Here is a 20,227-nt window from a genome sequence, read left to right as displayed (position 1 = left end):
TACGACTTCCCCTTCGCCCGCCGAGTCGGAGTCGGAGACGGGCGCTAAACGACCAAAACGGTTGCTACAGAGAACCGGAGCGGAGCGTACCGGCCTACGCCGGCCGTAGCCTCGGCTGCAACCACACATTACGCGTGCTTCGGCCGGCGAAGGCCGGAAGCGCAGGCATCGGTCATTCGCAGGCCGGCCTCACCTGAACATCGGCACAGCCTAGTGCAGCACCAGCATATCGCTTGAAGAGAACGATATGTCGGCCTTTTCGCCGACGGCGGGGGGCGGTGTCGCCGGGCTGTTGAAGGTGTCGAGCGACACTGTGTTGCCGCCGATGCCGACGCGAACGCGGATCACCGAGCCGAGGAAGTGCACTTCGGAGATTTCACCCGAAAGGCTGGAGTCGCGGCCGGGCTGGCGTCCCAGCGAAATCGCCTCGGGTCGCAGTGCCAGCGACAGCATATCGCCGGACTTCGAACCGTTGAGCTTGCCCTTGAGCGAGACTTCCTGGGTGTTGACCTGCACCGTACCGGATGCGGGATCGGTGACCCTGCCCTCGAGCACGTTCAGCGTGCCGACGAAATTGGCGACAAACTTCGTTGCCGGCCGGTTGTAGATCTCGAACGGCGTGCCGACCTGCTCGGCCTTGCCGCCATACATGACCGCGATGCGGTCGGAGATCGACAGCGCCTCTTCCTGGTCATGGGTGACGAAGATGGTGGTGATGTCGAGCTTCTTCTGGATCGAGCGGATTTCCTCGCGCAGCGACACGCGAACCTTGGCATCGAGTGCCGACAGCGGTTCGTCGAGCAGCAACAGTTTCGGCTTCGGGGCGATGGCGCGGGCAAGCGCAATGCGCTGCTGCTGGCCGCCCGAGAGCTGGTACGGGTAGCGGTCGGCCATCTGCGGTAGCTTGATCATGTCGAGCATCTCGGCCACGCGGGCATCGATGTCCGCCTTGGCCATGCCGGCGACCTTCAGCCCGAAGCCGATGTTCTGGGCTACGGTGAGGTTGGGAAACAGCGCATAAGCCTGGAACACCATGCCGACGTTGCGCTGGTTTGGCTTCAACCTGGTAATGTCCTTTCCTGCGACGACGATCTTGCCGGCCGAGGGTTCCTCGAAGCCGGCGACCATGCGCAGCACCGTCGTCTTGCCGCAACCGGATGGGCCGAGGAACGATACGAACTCGCCGCTTTGAACGTCGAGATTGAAATCCTCGACCACTGTAGTGGCGCCGAAGGATTTTCGCACGTGCTGGATAGAGAGGAACGGCTCGGCCATGGCTTTTTCTTTCGGATCAGTTCGGACGGTTAGCCGATTTCGGCGCAAAGCGGGACAGGATCTGGATCAGCGACATGCAGCCCCAGGTGATGGCGAAGGCGATGATGGCAAGGGCTGCCGGCTCATAAGCGCGGTTGGCGCCGATATTCTGCAGATAGGGGCCGAAAGCGGGCCGGTTGAGCAGGCTGGCCATGGTGAACTCGCCGATGACGATGGCGAAGGTCAGGAAGGCGCCCGACAGCACCGCGATCAGCACATTTGGGAGGATGACGCGGGTGATGATCGTCCCCCAGCCGGCGCCGAGGATCTGTGCCGCTTCCGTCAGCGTGCGCACGTCGATGGTACGAAGTCCGGTGTCCACCGCACGGTACATATAAGGCAGCGCCAGCGTTGCATAGCCGATAACCAGCAAGGCATTGGTACCGGTGTCGCTCGCCAGGAACGGTAGCGGCGAATTCGAACCGTACATTCTGATGTAGCCGAAGACGATGACGATGGCCGGAATGACCAGCGGCAGCAGCGTGATGAACTCGACGATCGGGCGAAGCTGCGGCAGGCGCAGTCGAATCCAGTAAGCCGCGGGCACCACGATCAGCACACCAAGAATGATGGTGAAGATGGCGGCAAGCACCGAATAGCCGAACGTCGCCTGGAAGCGGGCGTCACCAAGCACGACCTGATAGGCGTCGAAGGAATAGGCACCGCGCCGCATGCGCATGGAGAATTCCACCGTCGCGATCAGCGGAATGAAGAAATAGGCCGCGCCGAGCGCGAAGACGACCCAGGCCCAGAACTTTCCAGACTTCATTTGAGCCACCTTTCCGAGCGCGTCCGGAACCAGATGTAGAAGACATTGGCAAGGCCGGTGATGACGATCATGCCGAACGCTATCGCATAGCCGAGATGGGCGTTGTGCAGCACATCGCCACGGATCTGCGCATAGAGCACGATCGGAATGATGTTCAGCGACGAGCCGGTCAGCGCATAGGCGGTGGCGATGGCTCCAAAAGCGTTGGCGAAGAGCAGGATGACAGTGCCGAGGAAACTCGGCCAGATCACCGGGATCACCACCATGCGCCAGTATTGCGACTGGGTGGCGCCAAGCGTCGCGGCCGCCTCGCCCCATTCCTTCTTCAGCCCGTCGATCGCCGGCGTGATGATCACCACCATCAACGGAATCTGGAAGTAAACATAGGTGAGCGTCAGGCCCCAGAAGGATAGGATGTTGAAGCCATGCGCATAGATGTTGATGCCGAACAGCGTGTTGAGCAGGACAGTGGCAAGGCCAAGCCGGCCGAGAGTGGACAGAAAGGCGAAGGCCAGCGGCACGCCGGCGAAATTGGAAGCCACGCCGGAGAAGGTCAGCGTCGCCGAGCGGATCCATTCCGGCAGGCCGCCGCGCACGATGGCGATCGCGATCGCCAGCCCGGCAAAAGCACCGATCAGCGACGAGGCCAGGCTGACCTTGATCGAAATCCAGTAGGCGGCAACGATCGACGGCTGCGAAAGCGCAAAAATGTTCTCGAGCGTGAACTCGCCGGCATCGTTCTGAAAGGCGCCTAGCATCAGGTAGAGCGTGGGCAGGATCAGGAACATGATGGCGAAGACAAAGAAGGGCGTCACGCCGAGCCATTGCGTCGGCAGCCTGAAGCCGCTCGCCTCGGCGGGCGGGGCGGTCTTGCCGATAACTGTCTTGTTGGAAAGCGAGAGATCGGTCATGCGTCGGCTGCCGTCTTCGAGGAATTGCCGGGCGACCGCGAGGCCGCCCGGCTGATTTCAAGTCTTACTTGACGTTGGCGCCGACCACGGCGTCCCAGTTCTTCGTGATGGCTTCCTTGGCCTTGCCCTGCTCGTCGAGTGTCGGGAACACTGCCGAGGCATAGGCCTCGGCCGGCGGCAGCTTGGCCATCACGTCCGCCGGGAGCTTGCCGTTCTTGGCAAGATCGTTGAAGCGGATCGGGTGGCAATAGCCCTTCAGCCAGCCGATCTGGCCTTCGTCGGAATAGAGATATTCCAGCCAGAGTTTCGCGGCATTCGGATGCGGCGCGAAGGCGCTGATCGCCTGCACATAGACGCCGGCGACGACACCGGTCTTCGGCACGACGACGTCGACGGGCGGATTACCCTTCAGCGTGTCGCGGCCGGCAAGTGCATTGTAATCCCAGGTCACCAGGATCGGCGTCTGGCCTTGTGCCAAGGTCGCCGGCTTGCCGATGACCGGCACGAAATTGCCGGCGGCATTGAGCTTCTTGAAGAAGTCGAGGCCAGCGGTACCGGCAGCTTCGCCGGCAGCCGCGCCGCCAGAAAGGCCAGCGGCGTAGACGGCCTGGATGGCCTGGTTCGAGGCGCGCGGGTCGCCGGCAAGCGCCACGGTGTTGGCGAATTCCGGCTTCAGCAGGTCAGCCCAGTCAGCCGGCGCTTCCTTGACGAGGTCCTTGTTCACCAGGAAGGACAGCACGCCGTAGTAGTCGCCGGTCCAGAAACCATCGGCATCTTTGGCGCTTTCGGGGATCGAGTCCCAGGTCGACACTTTGTAAGGCTGGATCAGGCCGTCGGCCTTGGCGGTCGGGCCGAAGGACAGGCCGACGTCGATAACGTCGGGAGCCTGCGGGCCTTTGTTGTCCTTGTTGGCCTTGATCGCCTCGACCTCGTCGCCGGAACCGGCATCGGGGTTGAGTTCGTTGATGGTGATTTCCGGATACTTGGCTTTGAAACCATCGATGACGGCGCCATAGCCGCACCAGTCATGCGGTAGCGCGATGGTGGTGAGCTGACCTTCGGTCTTCGCGGCCTTGACGAGATCGTCCATCGAATCCGCGGACGAAATCACCGTCGACGCGAAAAGCGCTGCGGCCGAAAGGGAAAGCACTTTCCCCGTGAACTTGAACATGTGTTCTCTCCGTTGAACTGGCGTCCCTGGACGCCTGCGATGCGGTATCTTTTTCATGTGACAGCCAGATGAAAGCTTTTTGAAACTGGCCCCCGGCGGCACGAAAAGTTAACTCTTTTTAACGGGCTGTAGCAATTAGCCTCTACTTAATTTCCCGGCTAATGGTTTATGCCCTTGTCTTTTGCCCCTTCCCCTTCCTTTCCCCTCGTTTTTAGATCACCTACGGCGCGGCCATCCGCCTCAGACAGTGCCGGCAATGGCGTTTTCGAGCAGCGTCAGCGCCGCTTTCTTGGTCAGCTTGACGGGGTTGCCGCCGGCGGTCGGATCGACCACCGCCATGTCGGCGATCAGCCCCTTGCGCTTCTTGTCCATGTCGAGCCCCTTGATCAGGCCCGGCAGCGCATGCGGCACCTTGAGCTCCTTGCGCAGCTTGATGACCGCCTTGGCGAAACCGTCGAAGCCACCCTTGATGCCGCAATAGGCGGCGAGCCGGCCGATACGCTCCTCGATCGAGTCCCGGTTGAAGGCCAGCACATAGGGCATGAACACCGCATTGGTCATGCCGTGATGGGTGTCGTAAAGCGCCCCGATCGGGTGCGAAAGCGAATGGATGGCCCCCAGCCCCTTCTGGAAGGCCGCCGCGCCCATGGCGGCCGCGCTCATCATATGGGCGCGGGCGACGAGATCCTTGCCGTTGGCATAGGCCTTGGGCAGGTTCTCGAACACCAGCCTGATGCCTTCGACGGCAATGCCGTCGGCCATCGGATGATAGCCCGGCGCGCAATAGGCTTCCAGGCAGTGGGCGAGCGCATCCATGCCGGTGCCGGCGGTAATGAAGCCCGGCATGCCGACCGACAGTTCCGGATCGGCGATGACGATTGCCGGCAAAAGTTTCGGATGGAAGATCACCTTCTTGGTGTGCGTCGCCTCGTTGGTGATGACGCCGGCGCGGCCGACTTCCGAACCTGTGCCGGCGGTGGTCGGCACTGCGATGATCCGCGCGATGGCGTCGGAATCGGCGCGCGTCCACCAGTCGCCGACATCCTCGAAGTCCCAGACGGGCCGCGTCTGCCCGGCCTGGAAGGCGATCAGCTTGCCGAGATCGAGCGCCGAGCCGCCGCCGAAGGCGATGACGCCGTCATGCTTGCCCTTCTTGAATACGGCGATGCCGGCGGTCAGGTTGGAATCGACCGGGTTCGGCTTCACCTCGGAAAACACGCCATAGGGCACCTTGGCGTCGTCGAGGATTTTCAGCGTCGAAGCGACGACCGGCAGCTTGGCGAGACCAGGATCGGTGACGAACAGCGGCCGCTTGATGCCAGTCGCTTCCAGCACGTCGGGCAATTCCTTGATGCGCCCGGCGCCGAAGCGGACGGTGGTGGGGTAGTTCCATTTGGAGATCAGCTTGGACATGTCTTGTCTTTCAAATCAGATGGCTTCGCGCAGGTGGAAGGATTTCGGCCGGGTCAGATTGTCATAGCCGAGCGCCGACAGGGCAACACCTTTGCCGGTGTCCTTGACGCCGGTCCAGACCAGCGCCGGATCAAGATAGTCGCAGCGGTTCATGAACACCGTGCCGGTCTCGACACGGTCGCCTATCGCCACCGCATGCTCGATGTCGCCGGTCCAGATCGAGGCGGTCAGCCCGTACGGGCTGTCATTCATCAGCGCGATCGCCTCCTCGTCATTGCGCACCTTCATGATGCCGACGATCGGGCCAAAGCTCTCCTCGCGCATGACGCTCATCTGGTGGTCGACGCTGGTCAGCACTTCCGGCGCCAGATAGGGCGAGCCGGCCTTGTCGTTAGCCACCTTCATATTGATATTCGCGACCGCGCCCTTGCGCAGCGCCTCGGCCTTCTGCTCGCGGATCAAATCGGCGAAGCGCGCCTGCGCCATCGGTCCCATTGTCGTCGCCTGTTCCAGCGGATTGCCGACGACATAGTTCTTGGTCTCGGCAATGAAACCTTCGACGAAGTGGTCGTAGACCTTCTCATGCACATAGACCCGCTCGATGCCGCAACAGCACTGGCCGGAATTGTAGAAGGCGCCATCGACCAGATTGGCCACCGCATGGTCGAGCTTTGCGTCCGGCAGCACATAGGCGGGATCCTTGCCGCCGAGTTCGAGACCGAGTGTCATGAAAGTGCCGGCCGCTGCCTTCTCGATGGCGCGGCCGCCGCCGACCGAGCCGGTGAAGTTGACATGGTCGATCTTGCCGGAGCCGAGCAGCTTTTCGGTTTGGGCGTGATTGAGCACGACATTCTGGAACACGCCCTTGGGCAGGCCTACCTTCTCGAACGCCTGCTGAAAACGTTCGCCGACGAGCAGCGTCTGCGCCGCATGTTTCAAAATGACCGTGTTGCCTGCCATCAGCGCCGGCACGATGGTGTTGACCGCGGTCAGATACGGATAGTTCCACGGCGCGATCACCATGACCACGCCGAGCGGATCCTTCTTCACATAGCGGCGGAAGCCGTCCTTCGGGTTGGAGGCCGGCACGGATTTCAGCGCAGCTTCGGCGATCTCGACCATGTAATTGGTGCGTTCCCTAACGCCGCCGAACTCGCCGCCATAGCGCACCGGGCGCCCCATCTGCCAGGCGATCTCCGGCACGATCTCGTCGGTCATGGCGACCAGCGCCTCGAGCATCGCCAGCATGTACTTGCCGCGCTCGACGATCGGCGTCTGCGCCCATTTCTCCTGCGCCGCCTTGGCGCGCTCGACGGCGGCGCTGATCGCCTGGTCGCTGGCGATGGGACGCTCGGCATAGATCGAACCATCGATAGGGGATTTGAGTTTGACCGTTTCGGTCATTTTGTAAGTCCTCGCACTTTTACAACAATTGAAAATCGCATGAGTGGGCACCGCCCCTCATCCGCCTGCCGGCACCTTCTCCCCGTATAGGGACGGGGGGAAGGAATGCGCACCAGCGCCGCCGCTCGCGGGCTATTTAATACCGCTCGAACCCGCGGTGCAGTTCCCAATCCGTAATCCGGCGATCGTATTCGAACTGCTCCCACTTGGCTGTGTGAACGTAGTGTTCGAGCACGTCGTCGCCGAGCGCCTGCTTCAGCATCTTCGACTTGGCCAGCGTCTCGGTCGCGTCGCGCAGCGTCTTGGGGATCTCCGGCAGCCGCGAGGCCTGGTAGGCGTCGCCGACGAACGGCTTCTGCAGCTCCAGCTTCTCATCGATGCCGGCAAGGCCGGCCGCGATCAGGCCCGCGAAGGCGAGATAGGGGTTCAGATCGGCGCCGCCGATGCGGCATTCCATGCGGATGCCCTTGGTGCCCTCGCCGCACAGGCGGAAGCCCGCGGTGCGGTTGTCCTCGCTCCACATGATCTTGGTCGGCGCGAACGTGCCGGCCTGAAAGCGCTTGTAGGAGTTGATGTAGGGCGCCAGGAACCAGGTGAACTCCTTGGCGTATTTCAGCTGTCCCGCCGCCCATTGCTGGCCCAGCGTCGACAGCGTCCAGTCCGCCTTTTTGTCGAAGAACAAAGGCGTCTTGCCGTCGGCGCTCCACAGCGAATTGTGGATATGGCTGGAATTGCCGGCGAGCCCGTAATTGTATTTGGACATGAAGGAGATCGCCTTGCCCTCGGACTCGGCAATCTCCTTGGCGCCGTTCTTCAGGATGACGTGGCGGTCGGCCATGTCGAGCGCCTCGGCATAGCGCACATTGATCTCTTCCTGGCCCGGACCCCATTCACCCTTCGAGTTTTCGATCGGGATGCCGGCAGCTTCCATCTCATTGCGAAGCCGGCGCATGACGCCTTCTTCCTTGGTGGTGATGCCGATCTGGTAGTCGCCGATATAGGGCGAAGCGGTGTCGAGACCCTGCCAGTGCTTCTTGCGGGCGGAATCATAGGTCTCGTTGAACAGATAGAATTCGAGCTCGGAGGCGAAATAGCCGATATAGCCGCGGTCGGTGAGCCGCTTGACCTGCTTCTTCAGGATGGCGCGCGGCGAATGCGGCAGGTCGTCATGGGTGTGGTGGTCGAGCACGTCGCAGATCACAAGTGCTGTCTTTTCGAGCCACGGAATGCGCCGCAGCGTCGCGAGGTCCGGCTTCATGACGAAATCGCCATAGCCCTTCGACCAGCTTGCCGCCTTGTAGCCTGGCACCGGCTCCATATCGATGTCGGCGGCCAGCAGATAGTTGCAGCCATGCGTCTCGTCATGGGCGGAATCGACGAAGTACTGCGCCAGGAAGCGCTTGCCGGCGAGCCGCCCCTGCATGTCGACGATGCACGCCAGCACCGTGTCGATCTCGCCATTGGAGACCGCTTTCTTCAACTGATCGAACGAGAAATTTCCGGCCATTCTTTTGGCTCTCCAGTGCTTGTCGATTGATAGGGGTAAACGAAACCATGGCCGGCAGAACGCCGGCCATGGCCCTGGCTGATGTATCAGTGGCCGGTTTCGCCGACCGCCTGTTCGGCCGCCTTGATGGCTGCCTGGCGCGCCGCGATGATGTCGCCCAGCGGCGGGCCCTGGAAGCGATTGCGCTCGAAAGCGAACCACACGATCGCCGTCAGGATGAAGAAGCCGACGGTGATGTACAGCGCCCAGTCGTTCGGTGGTTGGATGCCGATAACGAAGATCAGGATCATCGAGATGATCGAGAGAATGCCGAACAGCATGAAGATGCCGCGGCCCATATTCCACGGCCCCATCTTGTCCCACTTCGGCGTGCCCCAGGCCAGCATGCCGAGCACGATCGGCACGATGAACGACAGGAACAGGAAGATGACGGTGCACGACACCACGATGGTATAAGCCGAGGTGCCGGCAACCGAGACCAGCGTCGAGCCCCAGACGAACAGCACCGACAGGATCGACGCCGTCCAGATCGCCGCCACCGGGGTGCGGTAGGTCGGGCTGACCTTGGCGAGTGCCGACGAACCGGGCAGGCCGCCGTCACGCGAGAAGGCGAAGATCATGCGCGAGGCCGAGGTGACGGTCGCCAGACCGCACAGCAGCTGCGCGACGAACACCACGAGGTACACGAACTCCTTGAGGCCGGGGCTGACGCGCTGGTCGAAAGCCCAGAAGAACACGTTCCAGCCCTGCTTGGCGGCATCGTCCATGTTCGGGATCATCAGCACGAAAGCGGCCAGGAATAGATAACCGAATAGCGCCGACCAGATGACCGACATGACCATGGCGCGCGGCACCGAGGACGCCGCCTTAATGGTTTCCTCCGACGTGTGCGCCGAAGCATCGTAGCCGGTGATGGTGTAGATCGGCAGCAGCAGGCCGAGCGCGAACACCCAGGCATTCGATACTGACGGCCAGACGCTGGCGCCGGCCTCACCCGAGTAGTTGTGGAAGGTGAAGAGCCGGCTGAAATCCCAGGTCTCGGCGGAGAACAGGCAGACGACCGCGATCAGGATCGAGCCGAAGAAGATCAGATAGCCCGAAAAGTCGGTCAGTTTCGCCGTCAGCTTGATGCCGAGATGGTTGATCAGCGCCTGGGCGCCGGTGATGACAATCAGGAAGATCATCTGGTTGGTGAGCGTGCCCTCGATGCCGAGCGTTGGTCCGAAGGCGCCGATGAAGAACGTCCAGGTGCCGACATTGATGGCGCCGAGCACGGTGATCAGGCCCAAAAGGTTGAGCCAGGCCGTCACCCAGCCCGTGCCGCGATTGCCGAGGATCGAACCCCAGTGATAGAGGCCGCCGGCCGTCGGATAGGCCGAGCTGATCTGCGACATGGCGACCGCGAAGGTCAGCGAGACGAAGCAGCCCACCAGCCAGCCGATGCCGATGCCGATGCCGCCGGCGCCCGACGTTGCCTGCGCCAGCGAGTTGATGCCGCCCGACAGGATGCAGATGATGGAGAAGGAAACCGCGAAGTTCGAAAAGCGGCTAAGACGCCGCTCCAGTTCCTGGGCGTAGCCCATGCTGTGGAGGTGCTTTACGTCCTCCGCCTTATCAACTTCGGTATAACCTGGTGCTGCCATTTGAAGTCCCCTTTTTACGTTCTTAGCTGGCCGGCCCTGTTCCGGCCGGCATGCGCCGGCCGGAGGATGTAGTCTTGCTGTTAACCGGCCGCCTGGCCAACGGCTTTTTCCGCAGCCGCGATCTCTGCAGCGCGGCGAGCGATATCGGCGCCGATCGGTGGGCCTTTAAAGCGGCGCGACTCGATGCCGAACCACAGAACCACCAGCAGAATGATCAGGCCGATGGCATAGTTGATCAGGATGTCGAAGGGCGGCTGGATGCCGGCATACATCAACACCACAACACCAAGCACCGTAATAATGGCGAATGGCTTGGACCAGATGCCGAGGCGGAATGGACCGAATTCGGTCCAGCTCTTCCCCTCGGCAAGCAGGCCGGCGGCCACCGGCATGGCGTAAGACACATAGAGGAACAATGCACAGCCGGCGGCCAGTGCGGCGAAAGCCGGCGAGTACAATGTCGCTGCGACCGCGAGCACCGCCCCGAGCCAGATCGCCGCCACCGGCGTACGCCATGTCGGGCTGACGGTCTTCCACACCGACGAACCGGGCAGGCCGCCGTCACGCGCGAAAGCGAAGATCATGCGCGAGGTCGACGTCAGTCCGGCGAGCGCGCAGATGAAGTTTGCCAGCACGATGGCGATGGCAATAATGCTCTTCAGCCAGAATGGTGCCGGCAGGTTGTTGAAGAGATTGAACCAGGCATTGGCGCCATCCTTGGCCGTCGCCGCCAGATCGGGGCTGGCCAGCACGAACGAAACGGCCATGACGAAGCCGAACACCAGCGACCATAGAACAGAATGGATCATGCCGCGCGGCACCGCCACCCGGGCATTGTGGGTCTCTTCGGAAGTATGGGCCGAAGCATCGAAGCCGGTGATCGTGTAGAGTGGGTAGAGCAGGCCGATGAGGAAGGCGACGAGTGCCGTCCGTGCGGTCGGAACATAGCCGGCGCCGGCATCACCGGTGTTGTTGACGAAGGTGGTGAGCCGCGAGAAATCCCAGCTTGCGCCCCAGATCAGGAACATCGCGGTCAACACGACGGCGACGACCAGAATGAGGTAGCCCGAGAAATCCGTCAGTATGGTGGTGAGCTTGATGCCGAAATGGTTGATCAGCGCCTGCGCCACGGTGATGATCACAACGCCGATCACCTGCTCCTGATAGCCCCAGGCGGAGACGTCGTGACCGAACACGCCGGACCAGACAAGGTCCTTGAAGAGAGCATAGACGCCGACATTGACCGAGGCGACGACGAAGATCAGGCCGAGCAGGTTGATCCAGGCCGTGGCCCAGCCCCAGCCGCGCCCGCCAAGAATTGACGACCAGTGGTAGAGACCGCCGGCCGTTGGGTAGGCCGAGCCAATCTGGCCAAGGGACGCGGCCACGATAAGTGCAAAGACGCCGCCGATGATCCAGCCGATAGTCGCCTCGAAACCACTGCCGGTCGCCATGGCCAGCGGGAAGGACGTGATGCCGCCCGCTAGAATGCAAATGATCGAAAAGGAAATTGCGAAGTTCGAGAAACCGCTCATACGGCGAGCCAGTTCCTGGGCATAACCCATGCTATGGAGGGTTTTTACGTCCTCCGACCTCTCATGGTCTGATGTATCCGGTCCTGCCATTTTCGTCCCCTCTTGTTTCTAGCTGGCCGATTGAATTGACTTTCCGATTGCATGCCGTCGGGAACCCTTGGCCTCCTCGGGCTCCAGATCCGAAAAAATGCCGGTGAGCAGATCCGCCCATTTCCGCTGCCCGGTCTCTCCGGAGATTTCGTCGTTGCGGATTTCGATCATTGCGCAGGCAAGTCCGCGCGAGCGCGCATGGCGCTCCAGGGTGAAGTACACACGGTCGGCCGGCGAATAGGGCTCATTGATGCCGACGGTGACGCCGGAGAGCCGCTGCAGCGCCGCTATCAGCGGCGACGCCAGCCGGCGATCGTCATCGTGGATGATGCCGATATGCCAGGGCCGGCTCTTGCCCTTGTAGACCGGGGTGAAAGAATGGACCGACACCAGCCGCGTCTCCTGCCCGCGCGCCAGCCGGTCGTCGATGATGTTAGCGATCGTGTCATGGAACGGTCGCCACGACAGGGCGATGCGCTCGGCGCGCTGCGCGTCCGACAGGCCGGCATTACCGGGAATGATCGTCGTCTCGCTGACTGGCGGCACCAGGTCGGGCGCTTCGAGCGGGCGGTTGCAGTCGACGATGAGGCGCGAGATCCGTGTTTCGATGAGCGTCGCATCGAGCGCGGCAGCCATGCGGCAGGCCACCGGCAGCGCGCCGGGATCCCACGCGATATGGCGGGAAAGATCTTCGGCGGGCAGGCCCAGCGTGCCGAATTCAGCCGGCAGGAAATTGGAAGCGTGGTCGCAGGTCAGCACGAAAGGGCTGGAGCCGCCGGGATTCGCCACCCCTACGGTACCAGACGATGCAAGGCTGGCGGGCCGTGCTCTCTCCATACTGCCGTCCCCTGGGAAGCGCTGTATCTTATGTTACGTATTTTGCCTCATTGCGTCCCTGTGGATGATTTCATACAGTTTATCCGGCTTTGTCAAACGCGATTTCGGGGAAGCGCTGTAGACAGGGCAAAGGGTGGGGGAAAACCATGATTTCCAGCATTGCCGAACTGATTTCGGACCGCATCGGCACGATGCCGGCCGGCGAGCGCCGCGCCGCGCAGACACTGATTGCCAACTATCCGCTTATCGGGCTGAAGACGGTCGCCGAGTTCTCGGCCGCAGCCGGCGTGTCGTCGCCGACCATCCTGCGCTTTGTTTCCAGGCTGGGGTTTCAGAACTATCCCGAATTCCAGTCGGCGCTGCAGGACGAACTGGCGGCGCAATTGCAGTCGCCGGCCTCACGCACGCTCAACCCGGCGTCCCCAAGCGGTGCGGTATCGCCGATGCTGGAAGCGACGCTGGAAAACATGCGCGAGACCTTTCGGCATCTCTCCGACAGGCAGCTTGCCGACATCGCTGCCAGGCTGGCCGAGCGGCGCGGCAAGACCTTCCTGATCGGCGGCCGTTTCACCGATCCGCTGGCGCGCTACATGGCCGCCCACCTCGCCATCATCCAGCCCGATGTCTACCACCTTGCCGGCCAGGAGAGCATCTGGCGCGACCGGCTGATCGACATGGGCAAGCGCGACGTGCTGGTGATCTTCGACATAAGGCGCTACCAGGACAGCCTGGTGCGCTTTGCCGAGACGGCGCATCAACGCGGCGTGCAGATCGTGCTTTTCACCGACCAGTGGCTGTCGCCGATCGCCCGCTTCGCCCGCCATGTCATCGCCGGACGCACCGCCGTGCCTTCGGCGTGGGATTCCTCGGCGGCATTGTTCGTCGTCGCCGAGACGCTGATCGGCGCTGTCACCCGCCAACTCGAGGCTGATAGCGCCAAGCGCATCCGCGACCTGGAAGGACTACGCTGACAGCCTCAACGCCGGCCTCGGGCACGCTACGTTACGCAGATTTAATGTGCATGGCCGCGGCAGAATTGCCATAAAGCCATGATATTGCCGTGGCTTCGCACGTACCGGGTGCGTCGCTGCGTGTTTTTTGCTTGGGGAAACCGGAAGACGTTTGCCAACCGGAGTGCCGATGGCCGCCTGGAAACAGATCGTTTTTGCGCTTGTGATCCTGATCGCGGCTGTCCTCGCCTGGGCGCGCTTCTTTCCAGGCGCGCCGGAGGTTCTGGCGCGCTGGGGCATCGACTGGGCCTATGCGTCGGCGCCCGCCACCACCGGCGCGGTCGACACGACGAAACAGGCAGGCGGCCGCAACGCCGCCGGCCGCCCGGCTAACGTCGTCGCTTTGCCGGCGACCACCGCAACCATCAACGATCGCCTGCAGGCGATCGGCACCGGCCGCGCCTACGCCTCGGTGACGGTCAACCCATACAGCTCCGGCCGGCTCGTTGAATTCCTGGTCCAGTCCGGCACCCGGGTCAGCAAGGGGCAAATCATCGCCGTCCTCGATTCCGAGACCGAGGTGATCTCGCAGGATCGCGCCAAGCTCGCCTTGCAGGACGCCCAGGACAAGCTCGAGCGGGTGAAGTCATTGAGGGCCTCCAACGCCGCCACCCCGGTCGCCGTCGCCGATGCCCAGGTGGTGCTGGCCGGCGCGAAACTGGCGCTGCAGGATGCCGAACTCGCCTTGCAGCGCCGCTCGATCGTGGCGCCGATCGCGGGCACAGTTGGCATCCTGCCGATATCGGCCGGCAATTACGTGACCAGCCAGTCGGCGATCGCCACGCTCGACGACCGCTCTTCCATCCTGGTCGAGTTCCTGGTGCCCGAGCGCTTTGCCGCCGCCGTCAAGCTCGGCGCGCAGCTGTCGGCAACGCCGATCGCCAATCCGAGCAAAGCCTATACCGGCACGGTGTCGGCCATCGACAACCACATCGACGAAAAGAGCCGCACGCTGCTGGTCAAGGCGGCGATCGCCAATCCGGCGGATTCGCTGCGCGCCGGCATGTCGTTCGGCATCACCATGCGCTTCCCCGGCGAGACCTATCCGGCCGTCAGCCCGCTGGCGATCCTGTGGGGTTCGGACGGCGCCTATGTCTGGCAGGTCGAGAACGGCAAGGCCAGGCGTGTTCCCGTGCGCATCATCCAGCGCAACACCGAGACGGTGCTGATCGACGCTGAGATCCAGGACGGCGACATGGTGGTGACCGAGGGCACGCAGAGCGTCAGCGAAGGCGGCGAGCTCCGCATCGCCGGCCAGAACCAGCGCGCCGCGAACGCCGCCGAAGGCTCATGACCGCAAACGCCAACACCGCCAGCGAAACCGGCTTCACCGCGCTCTTCATCCGCAGGCCGGTCATGGCCTTCGTGCTCAACACGCTGATTGCGGTCGCCGGCCTTGCCGCCTTCTACGGCGTCGAGATCCGCGAACTGCCCGATGTCGACCGTGCCGTCGTCACCGTGTCGACGGCCTTCGAGGGCGCTGCCGCGGAAACCGTCGACCGCGAACTGACCGACACGATCGAGGGCGCGGTCGCCCGCGTCTCCGGCGTCAAATCGATCTCGTCGACCTCGTCCTTCGGTTCGAGCCGCGTCACCATCGAGTTCAACGACGGCGTCGACCTCAACGTCGCCGCCTCCGACGTACGCGACGCCGTCGGCCGCGTCGCCAACCAGATGCCGGAGACCGCCGATCCGCCGCGCATCGTCAAGGCCGACGCCAATTCCGATCCGGTGATGCGGCTGGCCGTCACCTCCGATAGCATGTCGGTGCAGGATATGACGGTGATTGTCCAGGACCAGATCGAGGACGAACTGGCCGCCGTGCCCGGCGTCGCCGACGTCCAGGTCTATGGCGACCGAGACAAGATCTTTCGCATCGATGTCGACCAGAACAAGCTGGCGAGCCTCGGCTTCACCGTTGCCGATCTTCGTGCAGCGCTCGCCTCCGTTGCTTTCGATTCGCCGGCCGGCTCGATCACCACCACCAACCAGGATCTCATTGTCCGCACCACGGCCGATGTGACGACGCCGGAGGAATTCGAAAACATCATCATCGGCGGCACGACGCGCATCCGCGATGTCGCCACCGTCACGCTCGGCCCCGATATCGGCCAGACGACGCTGCGCTCGGACGGCAAGACCGGCATCGGCCTCGGCATCATCCGCCAGGCGGAATCGAACACGCTGGATATTTCCACCGGCGTGAAGGCGGCCGTCGCCAAGCTGCAGGAGAACCTGCCCACCGGCATGTCGATCAAGATCACCAGCGACGACGCGGTCTTCGTGAACGGAGCCGTGCACGAAGTCGAGATCGCGCTCGGCCTGTCGATCTCCATGGTGCTGATCGTCATCTACATCTTCCTGCTCGACTGGCGCGCGACGCTGATTCCGGGCCTGTCGATGCCGGTTGCCATGATCGGCACCATCGCCGCCATCTATCTCGCCGGTTTCTCGATCAACATCCTGACCTTGCTGGCCCTGGTGCTGGCGACCGGCCTGGTCGTCGACGACGCCATCGTCGTGCTCGAAAACATCGTGCGACGGCGCAATGAAGGCATGGGGCCTCGCGCCGCCGCCGTGCTCGGCGCGCAGGAAGTGTTCTTCGCCGTCATCGCCACGACGCTGACCCTGGTCGCCGTCTTCGTGCCGATCTCGTTTTTGCCCGGACAGACCGGCGGCCTGTTCCGCGAATTCGGCTTCGTGCTCGCCATGTCGGTGCTGCTCTCCTGCGTGGTCGCGCTGACCCTGTGTCCGATGCTGGCCTCGCACATGCTGACCAGCGCATCGCTCCACCATGAAGGTGGCCATGGCATTGGCGCGCGCATCGGCGGCGCGCTGAATTCAGCCTACAAACGTGGCCTGCATGCCTGCCTCGGCGCGCCGTGGATCGTGCTTCTGGTCGCGCTGCTGTTTGCCGCCACCGCCTTCGCTCTGTTTGGCACCGTCCGCCAGGAATTGACGCCGAGCGAGGACCGCGCCGTCGTGCTTTTGCGCATCAACGCGCCGCAAGGTGTCAGCCTCGACTACACCACGCAGCAGATGCAGAAGATCGAACGGCTGATCCAGCCGCTGCGCGATTCCGGCGAGATCGTCTCGACCTTCGAAAATGCCGGCCAGAACGGTGCCTATAACTCAGGCTTCATGGTGATGACGCTGGCGCCGTGGGACAAACGCGCGCGCAGCCAGCAGGAGATCATGGCCGAGATCACCCAGCTGACCCGGCAGGTGCCATCCGTGCGCATCTTCCCGGTGCAGGCCAACAGCCTCGGCATCCGTGGCGCCGGCAACGGCCTGCAATTCGCGCTGGTCGGCAACGACCGCAAGGCGCTGGGCGACGCGGCAACGAAGATCATCGCCGAGATGCAGAAAGATGAGCGCTTCCAGAACCCGCGCCTATCCATCGATCCGACGCAGCCACAGCTCGCCGTTGCCATCGACCGCGAGCGCGCCTCCGATCTCGGCATCGACATTACGGGCTTGGCCAACACGCTGCAGGCAATGCTCGACGGCAACGATGTCGTCGACGTCTACATCGCCGACCGCAGCTACGGCGTGAAGCTGGTCTCGACCACCAACCCGATCAACGATCCGACCGATCTCGAAAACATCTTCCTGAAGACGGCCGACGGCCGCTTCGTGCCGATGTCGACCATCGCCACGCTGACCGAGCGTGCCGTGCCGCCGTCGCTGACGCGCGAACAGCAGCAGCCCTCGGTCGCCATCACCTCAAACCTGAACGGCAATTTCGCGCTTGGCGATGCGCTCGGTGTCGCCGAGCAGATCGCCGCGCCGCTGCTGCCGCCGGGCAGCCGCATCCTGCCTCTGGCGGAAGCCGCCACGCTCGGTGAAACCAACAGCGCCATGGTCACCATCTTCGGCTTCGCGCTGGTGATCATCCTTCTGGTGCTTGCCGCCCAGTTCGAAAGCTTCGTCAGCGCCGTCATCATCATGGCGACGGTGCCGCTCGGCCTCGCCTGCGCAATCTTTGCGCTGCTGCTGTCCGGCACCAGCCTCAACGCCTACAGCCAGATCGGCCTGGTGCTTTTGGTCGGCGTCATGGCCAAGAACGGCATCCTCATCGTCGAATTCGCCAATCAGCTGCGGGACCGTGGGCTGGGCGTGCGCGAAGCGATCGAGCAGGCCTCGATCATCCGCCTGCGGCCGGTGATGATGACGATGATCTGCACCATTCTCGGCGGCGTGCCGCTGGTGCTGGCCGCCGGCGCCGGTGCCGAGGCGCGCATCGCACTCGGCTGGGTCATCGTCGGCGGGCTGGGCCTCGCCACCGTCTCGACGCTGTTCCTGACCCCGGTCGCCTACCTCCTGCTCGGCCGCTTCGTCACACCGAAGACGCATGAGGAAGCCAGGCTGAAGCGCGAACTGGAAGAGGCCGCGTATACCAATGTGGAGCCGGCGGAGTGAGATTAGCCCTCCTCGCCCCGTTTACGGGGAGAGGATGCCGGCAGGCAGGTGAGGGGCCGCGCGGAGTTTCGAGGTTATCGCCTTGGACAGACAGCAGTAGCAAAGCCAATCACCGACATCAGCGCCGCCCCTCATCCGCCCTTCGGGCACCGTCTCCCCGTGAACGGGGAGAAGGCAAAGTCACGGCCTGATAAACACTTTCCCGTTCGGCTTCGCAAGTTCCGCCGGAACCTTCGCCATCGCCTCATCGAGCGGCAGCACCGCCGTCACATCGGTCGACCAGCGTCCGTCGGAAAAGCGCTTCTGCGCTTCCATGATCGCCGGGCCGCGCTTGTCGCGGAACTGGCGCATCCATTCGACCAGCCAGAACCCCTCAATGTGCTTGTGCTGGAAGATCATCTGGCCTGGCTCGCGGATGACAGTCGTCTCTGGATCGAGCCGACCATAGATAATCCAGCGCGCTCGCTTCGGCATGGCGTCGAAAATGGTTGACGCCAGCGGCCCGGTCACCGCGTCGAGGAAAATGCGCGGCTGCTCGGCCTTGATGACTTCGCGCAGTGCCGACTTGAAATCCGGCGCCTTCTCGTTGAGCACATGGACAGCGCCGATCTCTTTCAAGAGCGGGATCTGTTCATCACGGCGCACGGTGACGATCGGTCGGTAGCCCTCTTCCTTGGCAAGGCCCGCGATCAGCTTGCAGAGCTGGCTGGCGCCGGCGGTCATGATGAAGGCCTTTTCGCCCGTCTCCCTGACGATATCGAACATGGCGAGTGCCGTCAGCGGATTGACGATCATCGCCGCGCCATCCTCGTCGCGGACGGTGTCGAGCAGCGGAATGCAGCCCGCTGCCTCCGCCACCGCATAATCCGCCCAGGCGCCCCAATTGGTGACGCCGGTTGCAAAGGCAATGCGCTTGCCGGTCAGGCTTTTGGCATAGGGCTCGTCGCCCGTGGCAACCACTGTGCCGACGCCCTCAAAGCCGGCCGGCTGGCCCTTGGCCCGTGGTTGGCCATACTGGCCTTTGATGAAGGCGACATCGGACGGGTTGATCGAGGCGAGGCTGACCTTGATCAGCACCTGGCCCGGTGCAGGTGTCGGCACGCCGATGCGGCCCGGCGTGAGATAGGGCTCCATCGCTTCCAGTACGCTGCCGCTGGGTGTCCTGGTGTAGCCGTCGCCGGTCAGCAGCAGCGCTTTCATGTCTGAGGGGATGGCCATGGCGGGGCTCCTTACGGTTGGAGGATGAGCTTGCCGGAAGCACCGCGGCCGAGCACGCGCTTCAGCACGGCGGCTGCATCTGCCAGCGGGTAAGTGCCTTCGATGACCGGCCGGACCTTGCCGGCCAGGTACCAGCCGACAAGCTCCTTCATGTTGTCGGCGTAGACCCGCGGTTCCTTGGCGGTGAACGCGCCCCAGAACACGCCGACGACCGAGAAGCCCTTGACCAGCGCCAGATTGACCGGGAATTGCGGGATGGCGCCGGAGGCAAAGCCGATGACCAGCAGCCGGCCGTTCCACGCCATCGAGCGGGCGAGCACGTCGAAGGTTTCGCCGCCGACCGGATCGAAGCCGACATCGACGCCCTTGCCGCCGGTGACCTCTTTCAGCGCTCCCTTCAGATTGTCGTAGCCGAGCGCGATATCGGCGCCGGCTTCGGCGGCAATGCGGCGCTTTTCCTCAGACGAGGCGACGCCGATGACGCGCGCGCCGAGCGCCTTGCCGATCTGGATCGCGGCGATGCCGGTGGCGCCGGCCGCACCCAGCACGCACAGCGTCTCGCCGTCCCCAAGCGCCCCGCGCTGCTTCAGCGCATAATGCGACGTGCCGTAGCCGGCCAGCAGGGCGCAGGCATCAGTGGCAGGCATATCAGGCGGCAGCGGCATGACGAAAGGTTCGGCGGCAGCCACCCGTTCGGCATAGCTGCCATGGGTCGAGAGCGCGGCGACCCGGTCGCCGATCTTGACCGACTTCACCCCTGACCCGACCGCGACCACCCGTCCCGCGACCTCCATGCCGGGCACGAAAGGCAGCGGCGGCTTCATCTGGTAGAGGCCCTGGACGAGCAGGCCGTCGGGATAGTTGACGCCGATCGCCTCGGCCTCGATGACGACCGTATTGCCCTTGGCCTCGGGCTCCGGCCAGTCGCCATAGACGAGCTGGTCGAGCGGCGCGAAATCGCGGGCGATGATTGCTTTCATGCG

Annotated in this window: 15 protein-coding genes; 3 read left to right on the top strand and 12 right to left on the bottom strand. The window is 63.4% G+C overall.

Annotation, left to right across the window (positions count from 1 at the left end):
- Positions 1-210 precede the first annotated feature (210 nt).
- From ACWTU9_RS08055 to ACWTU9_RS08010, 10 genes are all read right to left on the bottom strand, one after another.
- Positions 211-1,275, bottom strand: a complete 1,065-nt coding sequence (locus ACWTU9_RS08055; RefSeq protein WP_454585860.1) for an ABC transporter ATP-binding protein — start codon at positions 1,273-1,275, stop codon at positions 211-213.
- A 16-nt stretch (positions 1,276-1,291) separates the two neighbouring features.
- The gene (locus ACWTU9_RS08050) at positions 1,292-2,083 is read right to left on the bottom strand and encodes an ABC transporter permease (RefSeq protein ID WP_454585861.1); all 792 of its coding nucleotides are present in this window, start codon (positions 2,081-2,083) and stop codon (positions 1,292-1,294) included.
- A complete protein-coding gene (locus ACWTU9_RS08045) occupies positions 2,080-2,994 on the bottom strand; it encodes an ABC transporter permease (protein WP_454585862.1) in 915 nt (304 codons plus the stop codon). The genes ACWTU9_RS08050 and ACWTU9_RS08045 overlap by 4 nt, the downstream gene beginning before the upstream one ends.
- A 64-nt stretch (positions 2,995-3,058) precedes the next feature.
- A complete protein-coding gene (locus ACWTU9_RS08040) occupies positions 3,059-4,165 on the bottom strand; it encodes an ABC transporter substrate-binding protein (RefSeq protein ID WP_454585863.1) in 1,107 nt (368 codons plus the stop codon).
- Positions 4,166-4,405: 240 nt separating this feature from the next.
- Positions 4,406-5,578 carry an iron-containing alcohol dehydrogenase gene (locus ACWTU9_RS08035; RefSeq protein ID WP_455857840.1) on the bottom strand — a complete coding sequence of 391 codons (1,173 nt, stop codon included), beginning with the start codon at positions 5,576-5,578 and terminating at the stop codon, positions 4,406-4,408.
- 15 nt (positions 5,579-5,593) lie between these two features.
- Complete coding sequence (locus ACWTU9_RS08030) at positions 5,594-6,982, bottom strand: aldehyde dehydrogenase family protein (protein ID WP_455857839.1); 1,389 nt, start codon at positions 6,980-6,982, stop codon at positions 5,594-5,596.
- Between the two features lie 136 nt (positions 6,983-7,118).
- A complete protein-coding gene (locus tag ACWTU9_RS08025; RefSeq protein ID WP_455857838.1) occupies positions 7,119-8,489 on the bottom strand; it encodes a glutamine synthetase family protein in 1,371 nt (456 codons plus the stop codon).
- Between the two features lie 86 nt (positions 8,490-8,575).
- On the bottom strand, positions 8,576-10,132 hold the full coding sequence (locus ACWTU9_RS08020) for an amino acid permease (RefSeq protein ID WP_455857837.1): 1,557 nt from the start codon (positions 10,130-10,132) through the stop codon (positions 8,576-8,578).
- 80 nt (positions 10,133-10,212) lie between these two features.
- Complete coding sequence (locus ACWTU9_RS08015; RefSeq protein WP_455857836.1) at positions 10,213-11,757, bottom strand: amino acid permease; 1,545 nt, start codon at positions 11,755-11,757, stop codon at positions 10,213-10,215.
- Positions 11,758-11,775: 18 nt separating this feature from the next.
- On the bottom strand, positions 11,776-12,594 hold the full coding sequence (locus ACWTU9_RS08010; RefSeq protein ID WP_455857835.1) for an N-formylglutamate amidohydrolase: 819 nt from the start codon (positions 12,592-12,594) through the stop codon (positions 11,776-11,778).
- Between the two features lie 146 nt (positions 12,595-12,740).
- On the opposite strand from ACWTU9_RS08010, the gene ACWTU9_RS08005 reads away from it, so the two are divergent.
- The 3 genes from ACWTU9_RS08005 (at position 12,741) to ACWTU9_RS07995 (ending at position 18,026) form a co-directional block, all read left to right on the top strand.
- Positions 12,741-13,565, top strand: a complete 825-nt coding sequence (locus ACWTU9_RS08005; protein WP_454574458.1) for a MurR/RpiR family transcriptional regulator — start codon at positions 12,741-12,743, stop codon at positions 13,563-13,565.
- Positions 13,566-13,734: 169 nt separating this feature from the next.
- On the top strand, positions 13,735-14,898 hold the full coding sequence (locus tag ACWTU9_RS08000) for an efflux RND transporter periplasmic adaptor subunit (RefSeq protein WP_455857834.1): 1,164 nt from the start codon (positions 13,735-13,737) through the stop codon (positions 14,896-14,898).
- Entirely contained in the window at positions 14,895-18,026 is a 3,132-nt protein-coding gene (locus ACWTU9_RS07995; RefSeq protein WP_455857833.1) for an efflux RND transporter permease subunit, read from the top strand. Before ACWTU9_RS08000 ends, ACWTU9_RS07995 begins: the two co-directional genes overlap by 4 nt.
- Before the next feature lie 180 nt (positions 18,027-18,206).
- On the opposite strand, the gene ACWTU9_RS07990 is transcribed toward ACWTU9_RS07995, so the two are convergent.
- Together ACWTU9_RS07990 and ACWTU9_RS07985 are read right to left on the bottom strand one after the other, a co-directional pair.
- Positions 18,207-19,244, bottom strand: coding sequence for a zinc-binding dehydrogenase (locus tag ACWTU9_RS07990; RefSeq protein ID WP_455857832.1), 1,038 nt, complete (start codon positions 19,242-19,244; stop codon positions 18,207-18,209).
- Positions 19,245-19,255: 11 nt separating this feature from the next.
- The gene (locus ACWTU9_RS07985) at positions 19,256-20,224 is read right to left on the bottom strand and encodes an NADPH:quinone oxidoreductase family protein (protein WP_455857831.1); all 969 of its coding nucleotides are present in this window, start codon (positions 20,222-20,224) and stop codon (positions 19,256-19,258) included.
- Positions 20,225-20,227 lie beyond the last annotated feature (3 nt).

The organism is Mesorhizobium sp. 128a (assembly GCF_053848025.1).
This window is presented reverse-complemented; position numbering and strand designations above follow the sequence as displayed.

What these genes read in the sequence shown, in the direction of transcription:
- ACWTU9_RS08020 (WP_455857837.1), bottom strand. Translation starts at nt 10,132, where the DNA reads ATGGCAGCACCAGGTTATACCGAAGTTGATAAGGCGGAGGACGTAAAG.
- ACWTU9_RS08025 (WP_455857838.1), bottom strand. Translation starts at nt 8,489, where the DNA reads ATGGCCGGAAATTTCTCGTTCGATCAGTTGAAGAAAGCGGTCTCCAAT.
- ACWTU9_RS08050 (WP_454585861.1), bottom strand. Translation starts at nt 2,083, where the DNA reads ATGAAGTCTGGAAAGTTCTGGGCCTGGGTCGTCTTCGCGCTCGGCGCG.
- ACWTU9_RS08040 (WP_454585863.1), bottom strand. Translation starts at nt 4,165, where the DNA reads ATGTTCAAGTTCACGGGGAAAGTGCTTTCCCTTTCGGCCGCAGCGCTT.
- ACWTU9_RS07990 (WP_455857832.1), bottom strand. Translation starts at nt 19,244, where the DNA reads ATGGCCATCCCCTCAGACATGAAAGCGCTGCTGCTGACCGGCGACGGC.
- ACWTU9_RS08010 (WP_455857835.1), bottom strand. Translation starts at nt 12,594, where the DNA reads ATGGAGAGAGCACGGCCCGCCAGCCTTGCATCGTCTGGTACCGTAGGG.
- ACWTU9_RS08055 (WP_454585860.1), bottom strand. Translation starts at nt 1,275, where the DNA reads ATGGCCGAGCCGTTCCTCTCTATCCAGCACGTGCGAAAATCCTTCGGC.
- ACWTU9_RS08005 (WP_454574458.1), top strand. Translation starts at nt 12,741, where the DNA reads ATGATTTCCAGCATTGCCGAACTGATTTCGGACCGCATCGGCACGATG.
- ACWTU9_RS07985 (WP_455857831.1), bottom strand. Translation starts at nt 20,224, where the DNA reads ATGAAAGCAATCATCGCCCGCGATTTCGCGCCGCTCGACCAGCTCGTC.
- ACWTU9_RS08030 (WP_455857839.1), bottom strand. Translation starts at nt 6,982, where the DNA reads ATGACCGAAACGGTCAAACTCAAATCCCCTATCGATGGTTCGATCTAT.
- ACWTU9_RS08015 (WP_455857836.1), bottom strand. Translation starts at nt 11,757, where the DNA reads ATGGCAGGACCGGATACATCAGACCATGAGAGGTCGGAGGACGTAAAA.
- ACWTU9_RS07995 (WP_455857833.1), top strand. Translation starts at nt 14,895, where the DNA reads ATGACCGCAAACGCCAACACCGCCAGCGAAACCGGCTTCACCGCGCTC.
- ACWTU9_RS08035 (WP_455857840.1), bottom strand. Translation starts at nt 5,578, where the DNA reads ATGTCCAAGCTGATCTCCAAATGGAACTACCCCACCACCGTCCGCTTC.
- ACWTU9_RS08000 (WP_455857834.1), top strand. Translation starts at nt 13,735, where the DNA reads ATGGCCGCCTGGAAACAGATCGTTTTTGCGCTTGTGATCCTGATCGCG.
- ACWTU9_RS08045 (WP_454585862.1), bottom strand. Translation starts at nt 2,994, where the DNA reads ATGACCGATCTCTCGCTTTCCAACAAGACAGTTATCGGCAAGACCGCC.